The sequence below is a fragment of the Stenotrophomonas sp. Marseille-Q4652 genome (assembly GCF_916618915.1).
Classification (GTDB): domain Bacteria; phylum Pseudomonadota; class Gammaproteobacteria; order Xanthomonadales; family Xanthomonadaceae; genus Stenotrophomonas.
Map to the genome: position 1 here is coordinate 2,718,110 of NZ_CAKAKE010000001.1, position 18,597 is coordinate 2,736,706.

At 67.3% G+C, this 18,597-nt stretch carries 9 protein-coding genes and 1 pseudogene; 1 reads left to right on the plus strand and 9 read right to left on the minus strand.

The annotated features are described in order from the left end of the window. Nucleotides 1–35 precede the first annotated feature (35 nt). A complete protein-coding gene (locus LG380_RS12870; RefSeq protein ID WP_225765620.1) occupies nt 36–794 on the minus strand; it encodes an SDR family oxidoreductase in 759 nt (252 codons plus the stop codon). Between the two features lie 138 nt (nt 795–932). Between LG380_RS12870 and LG380_RS12875 the strand changes: the two genes are divergently transcribed. Then, nucleotides 933–1,817 carry an AraC family transcriptional regulator gene (locus tag LG380_RS12875; RefSeq protein ID WP_225765622.1) on the plus strand — a complete coding sequence of 295 codons (885 nt, stop codon included), beginning with the start codon at nt 933–935 and terminating at the stop codon, nt 1,815–1,817. A 42-nt stretch (nt 1,818–1,859) separates the two neighbouring features. On the opposite strand, the gene LG380_RS12880 is transcribed toward LG380_RS12875, so the two are convergent. The 8 genes and pseudogenes from LG380_RS12880 to recC form a co-directional block, all read right to left on the minus strand. Further along, nucleotides 1,860–2,390 carry a hypothetical protein gene (locus tag LG380_RS12880; protein ID WP_225765624.1) on the minus strand — a complete coding sequence of 177 codons (531 nt, stop codon included), beginning with the start codon at nt 2,388–2,390 and terminating at the stop codon, nt 1,860–1,862. Nucleotides 2,391–2,800: 410 nt separating this feature from the next. Then, nucleotides 2,801–5,203 (minus strand): type I restriction endonuclease subunit R, encoded by a 2,403-nt coding sequence (locus LG380_RS12885; protein WP_225765626.1) that lies wholly within the window; start codon nt 5,201–5,203, stop codon nt 2,801–2,803. Between the two features lie 311 nt (nt 5,204–5,514). Continuing rightward, entirely contained in the window at nt 5,515–6,516 is a 1,002-nt protein-coding gene (locus LG380_RS12890; protein ID WP_225765628.1) for an Abi family protein, read from the minus strand. A 13-nt stretch (nt 6,517–6,529) separates the two neighbouring features. Further along, nucleotides 6,530–7,771 (minus strand): restriction endonuclease subunit S, encoded by a 1,242-nt coding sequence (locus LG380_RS12895; RefSeq protein WP_225765630.1) that lies wholly within the window; start codon nt 7,769–7,771, stop codon nt 6,530–6,532. Beyond that, nucleotides 7,768–9,216, minus strand: a complete 1,449-nt coding sequence (locus LG380_RS12900; protein ID WP_225765631.1) for an N-6 DNA methylase — start codon at nt 9,214–9,216, stop codon at nt 7,768–7,770. The genes LG380_RS12895 and LG380_RS12900 overlap by 4 nt, the downstream gene beginning before the upstream one ends. Nucleotides 9,217–9,577: 361 nt before the next feature. Further along, nucleotides 9,578–11,425 (minus strand): annotated as a pseudogene (gene recD, locus LG380_RS12905) (exodeoxyribonuclease V subunit alpha); the annotation flags it as partial. Continuing rightward, nucleotides 11,422–15,084: an exodeoxyribonuclease V subunit beta gene (gene recB, locus LG380_RS12910; protein ID WP_225766617.1), complete on the minus strand. Its 3,663-nt coding sequence runs from the start codon at nt 15,082–15,084 to the stop codon at nt 11,422–11,424. The gene recB and the pseudogene recD, both read right to left, overlap by 4 nt. Before the next feature lie 5 nt (nt 15,085–15,089). Further along, entirely contained in the window at nt 15,090–18,485 is a 3,396-nt protein-coding gene (recC, locus tag LG380_RS12915) for an exodeoxyribonuclease V subunit gamma (RefSeq protein WP_225765633.1), read from the minus strand. Nucleotides 18,486–18,597 lie beyond the last annotated feature (112 nt).

The window sequence follows — 18,597 nt, forward strand, 5'->3', positions numbered from 1 at the left end:
CGACGCCAGGCCGCCGCCGTCGGGGTGGTGCTGCGTCAGATCGCCTGGCCGCCGGACACCTCGATCCGCTGCGCGTTAACCCAGCGGTTGGCCGGGCCCAGCAGGCTGGCGACCATTGAGCCGATGTCGTCCGGCACGCCGACCCGCCCCAGCGCGGTGATGCTGGCCAGCTGCTGGTTGATCTGCGGGTTGTCGCGCACCGCGCCGCCGCCGAAGTCGGTTGCGATCGCGCCCGGCGCCACCGTGTTGGCGGTGATGCCGCGGCTGCCCAGTTCCTTGGCCAGGTACACCGTCAGCACTTCCACCGCGGCCTTGGCGGCGGCGTAGGCAGCGTAACCGGGATAGGCGAAGCGGGTCAGCCCGGTGGAGAAGTTGAGGATGCGGCCACCGTCGGCCAGCAGCGGCAGCAGCGCCTGGGTCAGGAAGAACACGCCCTTCAGGTGCACGGTGAGCAGGCGGTCGAACTGCGCCTCGGTGGTGTCGGCGAACGGCGCCACGTCGCCATGGCCGGCGTTGTTGACCAGGTAGTCGAAGCGCTCGCGCTGCCAGGTGTCGGCCAGCGCGGCGCGCACCTGTCCGACGAAGGCCGGGAAGCCGGCGAGCTCGCCGGTATCGAGCTGCAGCGCCACTGCCTTGCGGCCCAGCGCCTGGATCTGGGCGACCACGGCCTGCGCCTCGGCGGCGTTGCTGCGGTAGGTCAGCAGCACGTCGCCGCCCCGGCGGGCCACGTGCAGCGCGGTGTTGCGGCCCAGGCCGCGGCTGCCGCCGGTGATGAGGGTGATGGTGGTGGCCATGTCGGGCTCCTTGGGGTGGTGGGAAGGTGGACACAGCGTCCTCCCGCGAGCGCAGCCCGGGTTGCCGGAACCTCGCAAGCTCTTGCCTGATCCTCCAGACCGCCACCACCGGCCCCGTGCAAGCGCTAGGCTGGCCGCATGAACACCTTGCTCGATGCTGTCCGTCGCCACGCCGATGCCCATTCCAACGGCGACGGCGTCGTGTCCACGGCCATTCCCGGCCTGCTGATCGTACGTGCCACCGCGCCCAGTGAGCTGATGCACGACGTGCAGCGCCCACTGGCCTGCCTGGTGCTGCAGGGTGCAAAGCACGTGTCGGTGGGTTCGCGCGCGTTCGACTTTGCCGCCGGCGATTCGCTGCTGGTCAGCGCCGACGTGCCCACGGTCAGCCAGATCACCCATGCAAGCATCGCCCAGCCCTATTACTCGCTGGTGCTGGAGCTGGATCCGGCGGTGATCACCGACCTGGTCGCGCAGATGCCGGCGCAGTCGGCCGGCGACCCCGCTCCGGTGCGGGTGGACCCGACCGAGGAGGAAACCCTGGACGCCGCGCTGCGGTTGATGAAGCTGCTCGAACGTCCCGCCTCGCTACCGGTACTGCAGGCGCAGGGGGTGCGCGAGATGCACTACTGGCTGCTGGCCGGCCGCCATGGCGATGCGATCCGCAAGCTCGGCTGGCCCGATGGCCACGTGCAGCGCGTGGCGCGGGCGGTGAAGCTGCTGCGCCGCCAGTACGCGCAGCCGATCGCGGTGGAAACGCTGGCCGCCGAGGCCGGCATGAGCCCCTCGGCCTTCCACCAGCACTTCAAGGCGGTCACTTCGTTGTCGCCGCTGCAGTTCCAGAAACAGCTGCGGCTGATCGAGGCGCGACGGCTGATGCAGTCGCAGGGCAGCAACGCCAGCACGGCCGCCTACGCGGTGGGCTACGAGAGCGTGCCGCAGTTCACCCGCGAATACGGACGCCTGTTCGGCCGCCCTCCGGTGGCCGACATGCGCGCCGCGCTGCAGCGAACAGTGGGCTAATTACGCGAGGCAGGGCCATACGAGCCGTCCGGCCCTGTCGCCTCACCCAGCTTCGACTGCCGTTGGCTGCGCCTGCAGTCGCAGGCGGCGCAGCCGCCACCAGATCCCGCCGGTGTGCAACAGCGAATACACCACCAGCGCCGCGGCGATGCCGAAGGTCAGCGGGCTGGCCTGGAAGCCGGAAGCACCGTCGCCGGTTGCGAGGGCGCCACTGCCCATCCGCCACGCCAGCCGGCCCAGCAACACCACCGTCAGCGCCGCGCCGATCCACGGATTGGTGGTCGACCAGCCCTGCCCGTCGCTCCATTCGGTATGGGTATGACGCAACGCCAGCACGCCCAGGCCGATGCCGACCACCGCGCCGGTCACGATGCCCGGCAGCACCCCCGGCAGGAAGACGGCAGCCGATACCAGCGCCGCGCCCAGCAGCGCCATCACGCCCTGCCGGATCCCCGAGCGCACCGGCTTCCACGGCTGCCGGCCGAACGTGCGGCGGATACGCCGGTAATAGAGGAAGGCGATGGCCGCCATCGACAGGTAAGGCGTCAGCGGCGCAAGGGCAATGGCGGCCATGCGGGAATCCCACAAGATGGCAAGTGTCACCTTGCGCAGCTGACAGCAACTGTCCGTTGCTTCCACGCATACGGCGATGCGCCAACCCATCTGGCTCGATCAGCCGCGCAAGCAGCACCGTGGGCGAGGTGTCATGAAGCCATCGCTTCATCGGCCAGTGGGGCTGCCGATGCCCACCACGGCCGGTCGGCAGCATGGCTTGACCCCGTATGCTCTCGATGGAGAGCATCGCGTCCGGCATCAGGACCACTAGGCTCGCATGCCGCTACAGACAACCCGCCAAGCAAATGCGTTGCGCCACGTGCTGGTATCAGCGGCAGCTGGATTCGCGCTATCGGCAGCAACTGCTCGATACCACACTGATCTGGACAGCCCCGCTGCTGCAGGCGGCTGGCACCAGCTCGAATCCTTCAGCGATACAGATGCCCTTGAATGGCAATAAATGCATTTCGGATGTCACTAACGGAGCCCAGCAGGCGCTTGGCATCGTTGGCGCCGCCATAGCGGATGCGCAACATATCGCCGAGTTTGGCCGGAGCCAGTTCGTCCACCCCGTGCCGTTCATACGCACTCAGCACGTAATTTAGGAACTCGCGCATCTGTGGCTCGTATCCGGCCAGACCACTTTCACGAGCCGCTTCCACCCGTTCGGTTCGCGCCAAAGGCGCCAGAGCAAACCGTACATACCCCAGTACGTCAAAGATGTCGCTGTTTCCCGCATCAATTAGCCGCCGCATGTCATCCAGTCGCTCTCGGCCGTAGCCCATGTCCACGAGACGTTGCAGAAAAACCTCTCGTCTGTCCGGATCACTCCATGTGGTGCGTAGCTGGTCCTCATCAGGGACCAAGGCATTCAGGTCGCCAAACAGTTGCTGCATGAACTCCTGTGCGGTGATCATCCGCCCATCGTTTGACCAATACGTAGTCGCGGCCAGATAACGGATTGTGCGATCACGACCATCGGCCAGCTTCACCACGATTTTGGCCTCAGGCTCCTTCACACCTCCCGGCGGGCTACTTGGCCCAACCGGATAAGGCTCCCGGCCACCACCGGGCCCTACCGGCCCCGGCTTCCCTACCGGTTCGGGCGGCAACGGCTCACCGTCCCACTCCGGGTCGTTGAAGTGCTCGTAGGCCCCCACGAAATCGTAGATGGTGAAGAAATCCTTGCCATCAAAGGTGCGCGTGCCACGGCCGATGATCTGCTTGAACTCGATCATCGACTTGACCGGCCGCAGCAGCACGATGTTGCGCACGTTGCGTGCGTCCACGCCAGTGGACAGCTTCTGCGAGGTCGTCAGGATCGTCGGCAGGGTCTTTTCGTTGTCCTGGAACTCGCGCAGGTGGCGCTCACCCAGTTCGCCATCATCGGCGGTCACCCGCTCGCAGTAGTGCGGGTCCGGGTTGTCCTTGATCTGGTTGATGAAGTTGCGCACACGTGCGGCATGGTCCTGGGTAGCGCAGAACACCAGCGTCTTCTGCCGCTGGTCGATCTGGTCCATGAACTCCTGCACGCGGCTGATCTCCCGCTCGTCGATCTGCAGCCGGGTATTGAAGTCAGCCTCGCTGTATTCCTTGTCCGGGTCGATCTCGCCCGCCAGCACCACGTCGCCGTCGCTGAAACGGTAAGTGTCCAGCGTCGAGACCATCTGCCGCACCTTGAACGGAGTGAGGAAGCCATCGCCGATGCCTTCCTTCAGCGCATAGGTGTACACCGGCTCGCCGAAATAGGCGTAGGTGTCGGCATTGGTATCGCGCTTGGGAGTGGCGGTCAGGCCCAGCTGCACCGCAGGCTTGAAGTACTCCAAAATGCCACGCCAGGTGCTTTCGTCCCGGGCACCGCCACGGTGGCATTCGTCGATGATGATGAAATCGAAGAAGTCTGGCTCGTAGCCTTCAAAGGTGAACTGCGGCTCCTGCGTTCCCCCGCCATCGGTCATGAAGGTCTGGAAGATGGTGAAGAACACACTGGCGTTGCGCGGCAGCTTGCCCTGCTTGCGGATCTGCTCGGGGCTGATGCGGCACAGCGCATCCGGCGGGAAAGCACTGAAAGCGTTGTAGGCCTGGTCGGCCAGGATGTTGCGGTCGGCCAGGAACAGGATGCGCGGGCGGCGCACCGGGTCGCGGCTCAGGTTCCAGCGCGATTCGAACAGCTTCCACGCAATCTGGAAGGCAATGGACGTCTTGCCGGTGCCGGTAGCCAGGGTCAGCAGGATACGGTCACGCTGCTGGGCAATGGCCTCCAGCACCGCAGTGATGGCGTTGTGCTGGTAATAGCGTGGCTGCCACTTGCCGCCGCCGGTTTCGAACGGCACCGCGCCAAACCGCTCACGCCAGTCGTTGCCTTCGGGAAAACAGCGCAACCACAGTTCTTCCGGTGTCGGGAACGGCAGCGCCATGTCGCCTTCAGCGCCGGTATGCATGTCGATGGCGTACCAGCCGATGCCATTGCTGGAATAGCCGAAACGCGCCTTCAGCAGGCCGGCATATTGCTTGGCCTGGCCCACCCCGGCAGTGTGGCCCAGGCCGGCGCGCTTGGCTTCCAGCACCGCCAGCTGGCGGCCACGGTAGGACAGCACATAGTCGGCCGACAGCGCAGCCATGCGCTGGCCGGCGCCCAGAATTCTGCCGGGGGCGATGGTCAGTTCCCGCGCGATATGCGAACCGGGCACCACGCCCCAGCCCGCTTCACGCAGCACCGGGTCAATACGATTGGCGCGGGTGTCGGCTTCCGTTTCCGTCATATGTGTGAACGCAGTCGCAGATGAACCGATGGTCGCCGGTTGCCGGGGCTTATGCAATGCAACCGGCAAGGGAGCTCTAGAATCACGGCCAACATGACCCCCGCCTCTTGGTTCCTCGGAACTTACGCGGGGGTTCTTATTGTCTGTCTGGCATCACCAAGGCAGACTTGCCCACAAGTGGGTTGGGAGATCCCGGCCGGCGTCAGGGCTTCGGTGCGTTCACCGGGGCCTTTCGCTTTTCTGACCGCCTGATGCCGGTTCACCGCGCTTCCCCGCATTGCGCCTGGCGCAATAGAGTTGCATCAAGCGCGATTCCACCTGTAGAATCGCGGCCAACATGGCCCCTGCCTCTTGGTTCCTCGGAACTTACGCGGGGGTTCTTATTGTCCGCGTTCCGGCAGCCACCATGTTTCCCAACCATCCGGGACGCCCATGGCCGCGATGGATTGCTTGCGCTGGGAGGCCTGGACCGGAAAGGCCTGCAAGTGGTCGGCCAGGCGGTTGCGCCACTGACTACCGGGGCAAATCACATCCACCATGTGCCGCACGATGGCCAGATAGACGAATGGCTTGGCCAACAAGTCCGGTTTGCCTGCAAACGCGGCACACCATACTGGTGCCCCTGAAGCCGGCATCTTCGGCTCGGACACCATGTTGCGGTTCCACACCCGGCTGAGGTGCGCCACCAGGTTGCGCAGGTAGCTGAGCGCACGCACCCAGCTGGTAAACGCCTTCCAGTCAGCAACGCCGTAACGGGCAGCAATGGCCTGCTGGTCGGGCACTTTCATCATCGACAGCAGCTGAGACACCGCGCCGAAATCCCAGACTTCGATGGCTACCCAGATCGGCATGTCCGGACCATGCTTTTCCCGGTAATGCTTGACGAAATCCTCTTTCGAGCGCTGCACCAGCCCCTGATGCTTCTGCTGCCAAGCCGCAAACACGCTCGTGCCGGAACGGGCATCACGCCGCTCGCGGAACGTCGGGTGGAAGCTGTCCTCGTGCAGGTGGGCAAACGTGTCGATCCTGCCCAGCCGGTAGGCCACTTCCACCCGCAGCGAGACTTCGATGCGTTCCAAGGCATCGGCCAGCAGCACGCGCAACTTGCGGTCGAACAGATACAGATCGACCGCATCGGAAAACGTGGTGCCCGCCACGAAATCATCGGTACGCACCGAATGCAATGCGCCGGTGGCCGCATCCTGTTCAAGGCGGAACACCCGGAACGGGTACCAGTAGGCACTGAGCCGGTAATAGCCCACGCGCTGCAACCAGGCCTCTGCCCAAACCTCATCGGGCACGCTCATGCCACGTGCCTTCAGCAGCTCCAACTGCTCCTCAAATGCCTTCCACGGCCGTCCATAGCGGTTGGTGTCATTCATTGCGCGGTGATAGTCAGGTCAATTGGCCGGAGAAGGCTTTCTGCAGCAGGGATTGGCGGAGGTTGGCGAGGTCGGTGAGTTTGCTCTTGTAGAGTGACTCCAGGCAACCAACTTTCCTCTCCAAAGCAATCAAATCTTCGACAATTCGCTCCTGATCTTTCTCGGGAAAGTTGGGTATCAGTAATCCTTGGAGCTTTCCGATCGTGAGGGTATCCACTGTCGCTCCATTTCCTCGCTCAAGCTGGTCGTAGAATGATGACGACCTTATCCACAACTTCACATAGGCGCTCAAAACTTCTGAAGTTCGCCGCATCCACAGGACACTGGCATCCTTGAAGTAGAAACGATCACCTTCTTGGACGATATAGGCATTCCCGATAGTACCAATGGCCGTAATGAGGATATCGCCCGGACTGGGAACACCTGTTTTGGCAGCCAGTTCGTCATAGTGCGATTCCGAAATAAACAGCTCATTGTCTACACGACCTTCCTGTGCCAATCGCGTGACCTCGCGTCCACGATAGAAAGGAACTCCGGAATCTTTCCACTCAGACTTCAGAACCCGCTTGCTCGAACCCACCTCGAATAATTCGTCAATGCGGCACTCTTTGCTGGCAAAGCTCTTGAAAGTCGAGTCGAGCTTAATTTTGAACAAAGCTCGCGCATCCGCCAGATTGGCCTCGGCAAGGGCGCGGGCGCGATCGAGGGCGGCGAAGGCCTGATCGAGGATCGCGACGATGCGTTTTTGCTCGTCCAGTGGGGGGAGTGGCACCGGGACGTTGCCTAGATTTTTTCTGCTGATCCGTCGCCTTGTCGTTCCTGAGCAAAGATCATCAACGGCGCGCAGATATTCTTGAGTCTGTGAGTAATAGACAAAGAACTTTGGATCGATTGAGGCCTGTTGAACGCGCACGATTGAACAATCGACGGCGGTGATCATTTTCTGCGCCGTATCGGGGACGATGCAGGCTCGCCCGACTGGATCAGGAAGGCGGGATATAAGAAGGTCACCAGGAATGACTTCAAAGCACTTAAGTCGCGAAAAAGTTGCTTCGTCAATGAAACGTGCCTTTTCGGATCGATCCTTGAATTGACCGATGCCCACGTTTCCGGTTTGGATCAGGCGGACGCCTGAGTCAGCCTGATCCTTCGATTCGATCCAATCTCCGTCAGTAAAAACCTCTGCAATCTTCGCAAGCGGCTGCGCTTTCCATGCGCCCAGGGGGAATTGGGAGGCGAACGCTTCGTTCTTCACAACATCCCCCGAATCTCTTCCAAAATTTCCGCCGTTTCCACATCCCGCGCCAGCATGTCGGCAATGATCTGCTCGGGGCTGCGCAGGGCTTCGGCTTCTGGCGCATTCGGGTTCTTGACCGACAGATCCCAGGTGGCCGGGTCGATGTTCTCCACGCCCAGCGTCCAGCTGTTGCCGGTATCGGGCTTGTCCGCCTGCAGGGCGATGAACTCGGCCAGGTCGGCATCATTGAGTGGGTTGGTCTTGCCGAGGTTGCGGCCGGGGTCGAGCTGGTAGTACCAGACCTTGCGGGTGGGCGCGCCTTTGTCGAAGAACAGCACCACGGTTTTCACCCCGGCGCCCTGGAAGGTGCCGGACGGGCAATCAAGCACGGTGTGCAGGTTGCAGCTGGTGAGCAGCTCCTTGCGCAGTTCGACGCTGGCATTGTCGGTGTTGGACAGGAAGGTGTTCTTGATGACCACCGCGCCGCGGCCGCCGGCCTTGAGCTTGCGGATGAAGTGCTGCAGGAACAGGTAGGCAGTTTCGCCGGATTTGATTGGGAAGTTCTGCTGCACTTCCTTGCGCTCGCCGCCACCGAACGGCGGGTTGGCCAGCACGATGTCGTGGCGGTCGGCCTGCTGGATGTCCATCAGGTTTTCGGCCAGCGTATTGGTGTGGCGGATGTTGGGCGCATCCACGCCGTGCAGGATCAGGTTCATCACGCCCAGCACATAGGCCAGCGACTTCTTCTCCTGGCCGTAGAAGGTGCGGGTCTGCAGTGTGTCCCACTGGGTGGCGGAAAGATCATCACGGCGCAGGTAGTCGAAGGCTTCGCAGAGGAAGCCGGCCGAGCCACAGGCACCGTCGTAAATGGTTTCGCCGATGACCGGCTGGACCACCTGGATCATGGCGCGGATCAACGGGCGCGGGGTGTAGTACTCGCCACCGTTGCGGCCGGCGTTGCCCATGCGCTTGATGCGGGTTTCATACAGGTCCGACAGCTCGTGCTTGGCCTGGGTGCTACCGAAGTTGAGGGTGTCGACGATCTCCAGCACATCGCGCAGGGTGTAACCGGAGCGGAAGCGGTTGCTGATTTCGGTAAAGATCTGGCCGATCTTGTATTCCAGCGAATCGGCGTTGTCACTGCTGTCGCGGAACGAGGTGAGGTAGGGGAACAGCTCGCCGTTGACGAACTCGATCAGGTCCTTGCCGGTGCGGGCGTTGGGGTCAAACTGGCCGTCGGCGGTTTTCGGTGCGGCCCAGGTTCCCCAGCGGTACGGTTCATCGAGCAGTGGAGTGTAGTCATCGCCCCGGAGCACGGCTTCGTCGGCCCACTCCTGCTCCATGTCGTCCAGGTACTTGAGGAACAGCAGCCATGAAGTCTGCTCGGCATAGTCCAGCTCGGAGGCCAGCCCTTCGTCGTTGCGCATGGCGCGGTCGATGTTGTTGAAGGCGTTTTCAAACATTCCTTTCATTCCTTTCCGGACTGGCCCAGCGATGCTTGGAGCCGTTCAAATGGCGCTCGCCGGCGACCCAGCAAGCCTGATTTCTTTGGGGAGACGTTGACCGATACAACAGCCATGTCCCGAACCGGATCATCTTAGGCGCCACCTTTAGATTGAGCCATGGCACTACTGGGCTGATGCAGGCTTTGCTCTTCTGGCAATGCTTGGCATTCCCCCACTCCCGTAATACTGCCCCCCCGCTGCATAGGCGCCTCGATTCAAGTACTCAATTCTTAGCGCAAGCCGCGATGGCAACGCACCGAAACAGGCGGCACCGAAGTGTCGTCCCCGGGCTTACAGGAGCTCATGTCCCGCCGAACTGCAGGCGTCGAGCCAAGCCGCTCCAGCGCGCGGCTTGGCGGGCCAGCGCCAGTTCCAGGACCTGGGCACTCGCAGCCAGATGCAGGCTGCGGCGGGCGCGGGTGAGGCCGGTGTAGATCAGTTCGCGGCTGAGCACGCGGGCGTCGCGGGTGGGCAGCTGCAGCCACACCTCGTCGAACTCGCTGCCCTGGGCCTTGTGCACGGTCATGGCGAAGGCGCTTTCGTGCGCGGGCAGTGCGGCCGGGTGGAAGCCACGCACCTGGCCATCGCCGTCGCCCTCGAACCACGCCACCAGCGCGCCCTGCGCATCACGAAGGCAGATACCGACATCGCCGTTGAACAGGCCGTGGCGGTAGCTGTTCTCGGTGATCAGCAGCAGGCGCCCGTGGAACCACGGTGATGCGGTGCCGAGGCGGCGTGCGCCGGCGCCGGTGTCGGCCAGCAGTTGTTCGATACGCGCGTTGAGCCCGCGCGCGCCCTGCGGGCCGGCACGCACCGCGGTGAGCAGGCGCAGGCGGCCGGCATCGCGCAGTGCGTTGGCCGGGTCGTCGGCGGCGGCCAGAGCGCGCCAGTGCGCGAGCAGCGCGTCGCGGCGGGCCTGCAGTGGATCGTCGATGCCCTCGTGGAAATGCACGCCGGGCAGTTCGCCGCCGCGCAGCAGCGCCAGCGTGTGTTCGACATCGCCGGTGCGTACCGCATCGGCCAGCGGCGCGAGCGCGAAGCCTTCGGCCTGGCGGTAGCCGCGCAGCAGGTGCACGCGATGACCGACCAGGCCACCGGCGGCAGCATCGGCACGCGGCGCCTGGCCCAGCAGCGGCTGCAGTGCCTGTGCGTCGGCCGGCTGCAGGGCAGCGCCGTCGCCGGCGGCCTGCAGGATCGCGGCAAGCACGTCGCCGGCCTCGACCGAAGGCAGCTGGTCGGCATCGCCCAGCAGGATCAGCTGGGTGCCGTCGGCGACGGCCTCGACCAGCTTGCACATCAGCGGCAGGTCGACCATCGAGGCTTCGTCGACCACGATCAGGTCGTGCGCGAGCGGGTTATCGGCGTCGTGGCGGAAGCGTGGCTGGTCGGGGATGACCCCGAGCAGGCGATGCAGGGTGCTGGCACCGGCCGGCAGGGCTTCGGCCAGCACCGGATCGATGCCGTCTGCGACAGCCCGGGCCACGGCCGCGCGCAGGCTTTCGGCCATGCGTTCGGCGGCGCGGCCGGTGGGCGCGGCCAGCGCGATGCGGGGCGTTGGGCGGTCCGCCAGCCGGGCCTGGGAGATGCGCAGCAGCAGCAGGCGGGCAATGGTGGTGGTCTTGCCGGTGCCGGGGCCGCCGGTGACCAGCAGCAGCGCGCGGCGCAGTGCCAGCGCGGCGGCCTGGGCCTGGCGGTCCTCACCACTGGCGGCGTTGGGGAACAGCCGGGCGAACAGCGGCGCCAGCGCGGTGACGTCGAGCTCGGGCAGCGGCTGGCCGGCAATGCGGCGCAGGCCCAGCGCCAGCCGGCGTTCGTATTCGCGGTAGCGGCGCAGGTAGAGCAGGCCATTCTCCAGCACCAGCGGACGGTCGCCGGCCGAGGGCTGTTCCGGCGTGGGCTGATCGACCCATTGCGAGGCGGCCAGCGCGCGTTGCCAGTCCCCGGCATCGGGCAGCGGCGGCAGCGGGCCGTCGCGGTTTTCCAGCAGCACGCCGGCACGCGCGGGATCGAGCGCGGCATGGCCGCTGCTCACCGCCAGCGAGGCCAGCGCGGCGCCGGCCAGGGTCTGCGCGTCCGTGTCCGGCGCCAGCCGTTGCAGGGTCTGCGCAAGCGCGGCGTCGAGCGTACGCAGGGCGCCGGAGCGTTGCAGGGCGTCGAACAGATTCATGCGGCCACCTCCGGCAGCGCGCGGCCAGCGAACAGTGCATCCACGCCGTCCACCAGCGCCGGATCGAAGCGCCACGCATGCACGCCGGGCGAGGGATCGCGCGTGGCATCCAGGCCACGGCAGAACAGGTAGCGCACGCCGCCGAAGTCGCGTGCGTAGTCGTAGGCCTCGCCGAGGCGGAAGCGCAGCCAGCGGTGCAGGGCGACGGTGTAGATCAGCGCCTGCAGTTCGTACTCGCTGTGCGCCATCGCCCGCGCCAGCGCGTCGGCGTCGTAGCTGGGCAGGCGGTTGGACTTGTAGTCGAGCACGTACCAGCGGCCATCGTGGAGGTAGGTGAGATCGATCAGGCCGGTCATCAGGCCTTCCAGACGCTGGCGTGCACCGAAGGCCTGGCGTTCGCTGACCACGCCATGGCGATGCAGCAGGTCCAGCAGCGCCTCGACCCGGGTCGGGCGCATGGCGAAGTGGAATTCCATTTCGTTGCGGCGGTCATGGCCGGGCACGGCGGCCAGGCAGGTCTGCTCGGGCAGGCGCACGGTCAGGGTGTGGCCGACCAGCGCGGTGAGCATGCTGATGCCGTCGGCCAGTTCGTCCTCGGCATAACCCCCGCGCTGCAGCGCCTCGAGGATCGCGGCGCCCTGCCCTTCCGGCGCCGGCTGGCCGGGTTGCCAGTGGCGCCATGCGTTGAAGTCGCAGCGCTCGAACACGTCGTGCATCACCACGCCGAAACGGTTGCCGGCAAAACGCGGATCGAACGGCTGCGTCTCGCCGACGACGGTGGCGACCTCGCTGCTGGCCGGTTCATCGCTGCCGCCGCCACTTTCGACGGTGGCGCTGGCCAGGGTGTCGTGGGCCACGCGGGCATCGGCATTGGCCAGCTGGGTGAAGCTGTACACCCACCATTCCGGCACCACGCGGCGCTGCGGTGTCCGTGCGGGCGGCACCGTGCCCTCGTCGACCAGCGGCAGGCGCGCGATATGCGCCGGCGGCGGCGTGTCGTCGATGACGATCTGGCCCGACGCGCGTGCCTGCAGTTCGCCGGGTTTGCCGACCATCGCTGCCAGCGCGGTGCGCTCGTGCTGGTGGAAGGCGCCGGTGGCGATCCACAGCGCGTGTTCGGCGCGGGTCAGGCCGACGTAGAGCAGGCGCGCATCCTCGGCGCGCTGCTCCTGTTTCCATGCCGCTTCGGCCTGGCGCCAGCCCGCGTCTTCCTTGTCCACGCGCCACTGCAGGCAGCGCCCGCTGTCCGGGTCGTGGGCGACGCAATGACGGCCGGCACCGTTGTCGTTGCGGCCGATGCCGACGTAGGGCAGGAACACCAGCGGGTATTCCAGGCCCTTGGACTTGTGCAGGGTGACGATCTGCACGCGGCGTGCGTCCGATTCCAGCCGCAGCAGCTGCGCCTCGTCGCTGCTGTCGGCGGCGGCGATGCGCCGCGCCAGCCAGTCGACCAGGCCATGCGGGCCAAGCGCGCGGGCGTCGGCTTCCTGCAGCAGCTCGGCCAGCTGCAGGTAGTTGCTGAGCCGGCGTTCGCCATCGACCAGGGCAAGCAGGCGCTGGCCGTTGGCCGCGGCCAGTTCGCCGACCAGGGCAAGCGGGCCACCGCGCTGCCAGCGCTCGCGCCAGTCCAGCGCATGCTGCTGCCACTGCCGGTGGCGCTCGCCTTCAGTGGCCAACGCGGCGATGGCGGCGGCGTCCTGGCCGATCAGCACCGTGGCCAGCGCGGCGCGCAGGCGGCTGTCATCGCCCGGATCGAGCAGGGCCTGCAGCAATGCGAGCAGTTCCTGCGCCTCGGCGGTGGCGAACAGGCTCTGCTTGCCTGCGGCCACAGCCGGGATGCCGACCGCCGCCAGCGCCTGCTGCATGCGCGTGGCCTCGCCGTGGCTGCGCACCAGCACGGCGATGTCGCCGGCCTGCAGCGGACGGCCGCATACGCTGGCGGTGCCGGCGCGGCCGGCGGCCAGCCAGTCGCGGATCGCGGCGACACAGGCAGCGGTGCACATCTCGCGCGCACGGCCGGCGCTCCACGGCTTGTGCTTGCCCTTGTCCGACGGCGGCGCAGGCGGCGCCTGCCAAAGCGTCAGGGCCGGCGCGGGCGCGCCGTCGCGCTGCAGGTCGTCATCGCTGCGCTGGGTGCCCGGCTGCACCGGATGGAAGGCGATGCCATCGGTGAGGAAGGCGCTGTCGTAGCCGGCCTGGGCGTACAGCGCATCGATCGCGCCGAGCACGCCCGGCCGCGAACGGAAGTTGTGCGCCAGCGGTGGCGCGCCCTCGGCGGTACCGGCCGCGGCCAGGTAGGTGCGCACGTCGCCGCCGCGGAAGCCGTAGATCGCCTGCTTGGGATCACCGATCAGGAACAGCGCCGGTTGCAGTCCGTTGTCGCGCGCCAGTTCGCCCTGGCCGAACACGCTGGAGAAGATCGCCCACTGGCGGTCGTCGGTGTCCTGGAACTCGTCGACCAGGGCAATGGCGTACTGCTGGCGCAGCCGTTTCGCCAGCACGCCGGCCTGCGGGCCGCGCAACGCGCGGGCGACGCCATCGACCAGGTCGTCGTAGGTCTGCACGCGGCGCTGGCGCTTGAGCAGGGCCAGCCGCGCGATGGCGTCATCGCGCAGGTCGTGCAGCAGCTGCATGCGCAGTTCGCTGCGCCACTGCGCGACGTTGGCAAAGGCGGCGAGATAGCCATCGACCTCGTGGCTCATCGGCGAGGCCGGCGTGCGCCCGGAAAAATCCTTCTTGGTGCCGGCGGCCAGGTCGGCGCTGGTGAGCTTGACCAGCTTGGGATGCGGCACCGGCAGGCGCGAAGGATTGGCGGCGAACTGCTGCAGCCAATCCCACAACGCCACCACCCAGTCGGGCTTGTAGCTGTTGCGGTTCATCACCCCGGCCTCGATGGCCGCCAGCAGGTCGCTGCGGAACTGGTTGCCGTGCGTGTTGACGGCGTCGGCCAGCGCATAGGCAGCCTTGCGCAGTGCCTGCAGCAGGTCCTCGCCATCATCGCGGTCGACCGGCCGGGGCGGGTGCAGCACCTCGTGGCGCACCAGCTCTCGCAGGTCGTCGGCCAGCGCCTCGGGGCCGGCCGACCACAGCGTGACCAGGTCCTGGGCGATGGCTGGATCGGCGGCGCGCACGCGCCACAGGTCGGCGGCGACTTCGGCCAGCAGCTCGCGGTCGTTGGCCAGCAGCTCGGGCGCGGCGAAGGCCTGGCCGCTTTCCAGCGCGTGCTCGCGCAGCACCCGCGCGCAGAAGCCGTGGATGGTGAAGATCGCCGACAGGTCGATTTCCTCCACTGCCTGCTGCAGGCGGCGGCGCAGGCTGGCGACGGATTCGCCACTGGCCTGCAGGTGCTCGCGCAGCACGGTGGCGGTGAGGCGTGCATCGGGCGCCTCGGAGGCGGCGGCGACGTTGCCGTCGGCATCGGGCAGCAGGGTTACTGCCAGGGCCAGGCGCTCGCGGATGCGGCGGCGCAGTTCCTGGGTGGCCGCTTCGGTAAAGGTCACCGCCAGGATCTGGCCGATGCGCAGGCCGCGCTCGACCACCAGCCGGGTGAACAGCGTGGCCAGGGTGAAGGTCTTGCCGGTGCCGGCGCTGGCCTCGATCAGGCGCACGCCTTCCAGCGGCAGGACGAGATAGGGATCGGTCGGCGCCGTGTCGGTCATGTCGTTCATTCGGCGTCCTCCTGCTCGCCGCGTAGATGGCGCCAGCTGTCGGCCAGCATCTGCTGGTCGAGTTCGGCTTCGCTGCCGGTTTCCAGCAGGCTGTAGAGGCGATGGCTGGTGGTGGCGAACTCGATGAAGCGCGCCTCGCTGGCGAACGGATCGGCGCCGCGATGCACCAGCTGCAGCTCCGGTGCGTTGGACTCGCCCCAGCCAAAGCCGCCCTGCCACTGCCCCGCGGCGTCCTTGATCGCCTTGTCCAGTTCGCCACCATTCGCGGCGGCGTGGAACTTCCAGCTGCTGTAGGGCGCAAACACCAGTGGGGCCTGCAGGCCCTGGCGATACAGCTGCAGCAGCGACGACAGTGCCGCGCACGCCTGCTGCTGCGACAGCCGCGTCGCGTCCATCGGATGCGGACCAATGCCGTCCTCGTGGTCGAAGAAACGCACGTAGGGCACCTCGCTGCCGGAGGCACGCAGCAGCAGCCACTCCAGGCCGTGGCGGATCGCGGCACGACCGCCGATCGCGCCGACCTGCACGCGACCGACACCGGCCGCATACCACTCGTGCAGGCGGCCATGCACCGGCACGCCGTCGATCTCGACCTGCAGGCGCTCTGAGGTCGGCGTCGAGTCACCGCGCCAGCGCCGGAATGCCTGCGCGTACGGCTGCACCGCCGCGTACAGCTCCTCGAGCTGGGCGCGGCCCAGCGGCCCGGACGGCAGCAGCGCGCGTGCGCGCAGCCGCTCGTACAGGCGCACGGTGTCGTCGGCCAGCGCGGCCTCGAACACCTGCTGCTGCAGGGCGTGCTTGTCCAGCCCGTGGCCCGGGCTGAGCAGCGGCTCCAGGTCGCTGTCCTGGCCGGCAGGCTCGGGCAGGCGCATGCCCAGGCGATGGCGCAGGAACTGCCCCGCCGGATCGGTGAACAGCCGGCGCAGGTCGTCGATCGAGACCGCTTCCGGCACCCGTGCATCGTCGTCCGGCAGCTCACCGGCGATCCACGGAGCCAGCGTCTGCCGTTGTCCGGCCAGGCTGTCCACCGCCGGCCGCCACTGGCGGCGATAGCTGAAGCGGCGAGGATCCGGCCCGCCCTCGCCTACCGCGCCGAACGCGGCGGCGGCGAAGGGCTGCAGCGGATGGCGCACCACCAGCTTGCCGGCGGCCTTGGGATCGGCGTGGTAGGCCGCGGCGGTGGCCAGCAGCTCGCTGACCAGTACCGAGGGCTCGCGCACGCTGCCATCGCGCGCATCGGCGCCGAGCCAGCTCAGGTAGAGCACTTCCTGGGCGGAGGCGAACAGCTGCAGGAACAGGAAACGGTCGTCCTCGCGGGTGGAGCGGTCGCCGTGGCGGCGGCGCTCGGTGCCGAGTTCGGCGGTCAGCCGGTTCAGGCCGGCGGCCGGATCGCGACGCGGGAAGTCGCCATCGTTCATGCCCAGCAGGCAGATCACCCGGAACGGCAGCAGGCGCATCGGCACCATGCGGCCGAAGCTGATGCCACCGGTGAGCAGCGGCGCGCGGGTGTCGGCCTCGCCCAGCACCGCGGCAAAGTGCGCGCGCACCACCTCGGCCGGTACCGGCTGCTGGAATTCGGCGCGTTCGGCATCGCGGGCGAACTGGTCGATCAGGCTGCGCAGCCGGTCCAGCGCGCGTTGCGAGCGTGGCGCGGACGGCGCCGTGGGAATCAGTGCCTCGAGCAGGGCGAGCAGGCGCTCGCGCCACGCGGCTGGCGGCAGTGCCTCGGACAGCGCGGCCTGGCTGCGCTGCAGGGCGCGCAGCAGGCGCAGCAGTGTGTCGAGCGCGGCCAGCGCGCTGCCTTCCAGCTGCGGCCACGGCGCGACGCCGGCGATGTCCTCGTCGCTGCCGCTGGCATGGCCGAGCAGCAGGCGGTCGATCGCAAAGCGCCAGGTATAGGCGTCATCCAGTGGCGCCTGGTGCTGGCCGCGATGCTGCGCATCCAGGCCCCAGCGCGCGCCGGCGGCATGCAGCCAGCTGCGCAGGCGTTCCAGTGCGGCCTCGTCCAGGCCGGCGGCCTCGGCGATCGGTGCGCTGGCCAGCAGGTCCAGCACCTCGTGCAGGCCGAAGCGCGAGACCGGCAGCTCCAGCAGTTTCAGGAAAACCTCGGCCAGCGGCTCGCTGGCCAGCGGGCTGGTATCGGCCAGCGCGTACGGCAGGCCGTCCTCGCCGCCATGGCTGCCGAACACCGCGTCCAGGTAGGGCACGTAGGGATCGATGTCCGGCGACAGCACCGCAATCTCGCGCGGCTGCAGCGGCGGATCGAAGCGCGGGTCTTCCAGCAGCGCGCGCAGCTGGTCGTGCAGTACCTGCAGCTCGCGCAGGCGGGTGTGGCAGGCGTGCAGCTGCAGGCTGGGATCGTGCAGGTCCGGCACGGCCAGCACGGCTATGGGCGCGCGGCGGTTGAACAGGTCGCCCTGCATGCGCCGCAGCAGGCTGTCGCCCAGCCCGCACTCGGCCAGCGGCTTGCGCCCGGCGTCCAGCGGGTCGGCGTAGACGTTGATCTCCGCGGCCGGGTGCACCACCTCGTGGTCGCCGAGCAGGGCCATGAAATCGCGGCCGGCCGCGCCCCAGGCCTGCAGCAAAGGGTTTTCCTGCACCTCGTCGGCAAACAGCCCCACCGCCTCGCCCTGCTGGCGGCGCTGCCACAGCGTCTGCAGGTCGCCCCAGTAACCGCGCGTCGGCGTGGGCAGGTAGAAGTGCAGCGTGCCGACCCGCGCCTGGGTGGCGAGCACGCGCAGCACGTCCGGGGAGATGTTGAGGATGGCGAAGGCGAACAGGCGCCTGGGCAGGCCCTGCGGCAGCGGGCCATCGGCACGCGCGAAGCGGTCCAGGTACTGGCCGATGCGACGGGCGCGGTATTGTCGGCCCTCGCCAATGCGGCGCCACAGCCGCGCCTGTGGATCGTTCTCGTCGGCGCCGGCTTCCCAGCGCAGCAGCCAGTCGCGGCGCCAGGCCTGGTACTTCTCGAACACGTTGCCCAGCTCGCCAGCCAGCGCCCACGGCTTGAGCGCATCGCCATCGGCCAGGTAACCGGCCAGCGATGCCAGCGCCGGGTCGTCGCCCAGTTCCTCGCGCAGGGCCGCGTACAGCCGCCACTGGGTGGTGGCCATGTCCAGGTCGTCCTTCGCCGGACCCAGGTTGGCGAGCAGCGCGCGGGCGACGAACTCGCCGGGCGTGAGGAATTCCAGGTTCGCGGCCACGCCGTGTTCGGCGGCCAGGGTGGACTGCAGCCAGCGCCGCATCGCCACCTGCGGGATCAGCACCACTTCCGGTTCGAGCAGGGGTTGTCCGGGGACCGGTTTGCGCAGTTCCTCGGCCAGCAGGGCGGCGAGGACATCCAGCGCGTTGGAGGGGTACAGGCGGAAGTCGGGGGTGGCGTGGTCTGGCATCGCCCGCATTGTGCCGGAGCGCCGGGCAATCACCGAGTCCCCGAAGGACGGACCGTTGCGGTGTGCATGTTCCCGCCGCGGGAAGCGAATGCGACCATCTGCACGCGCCGGG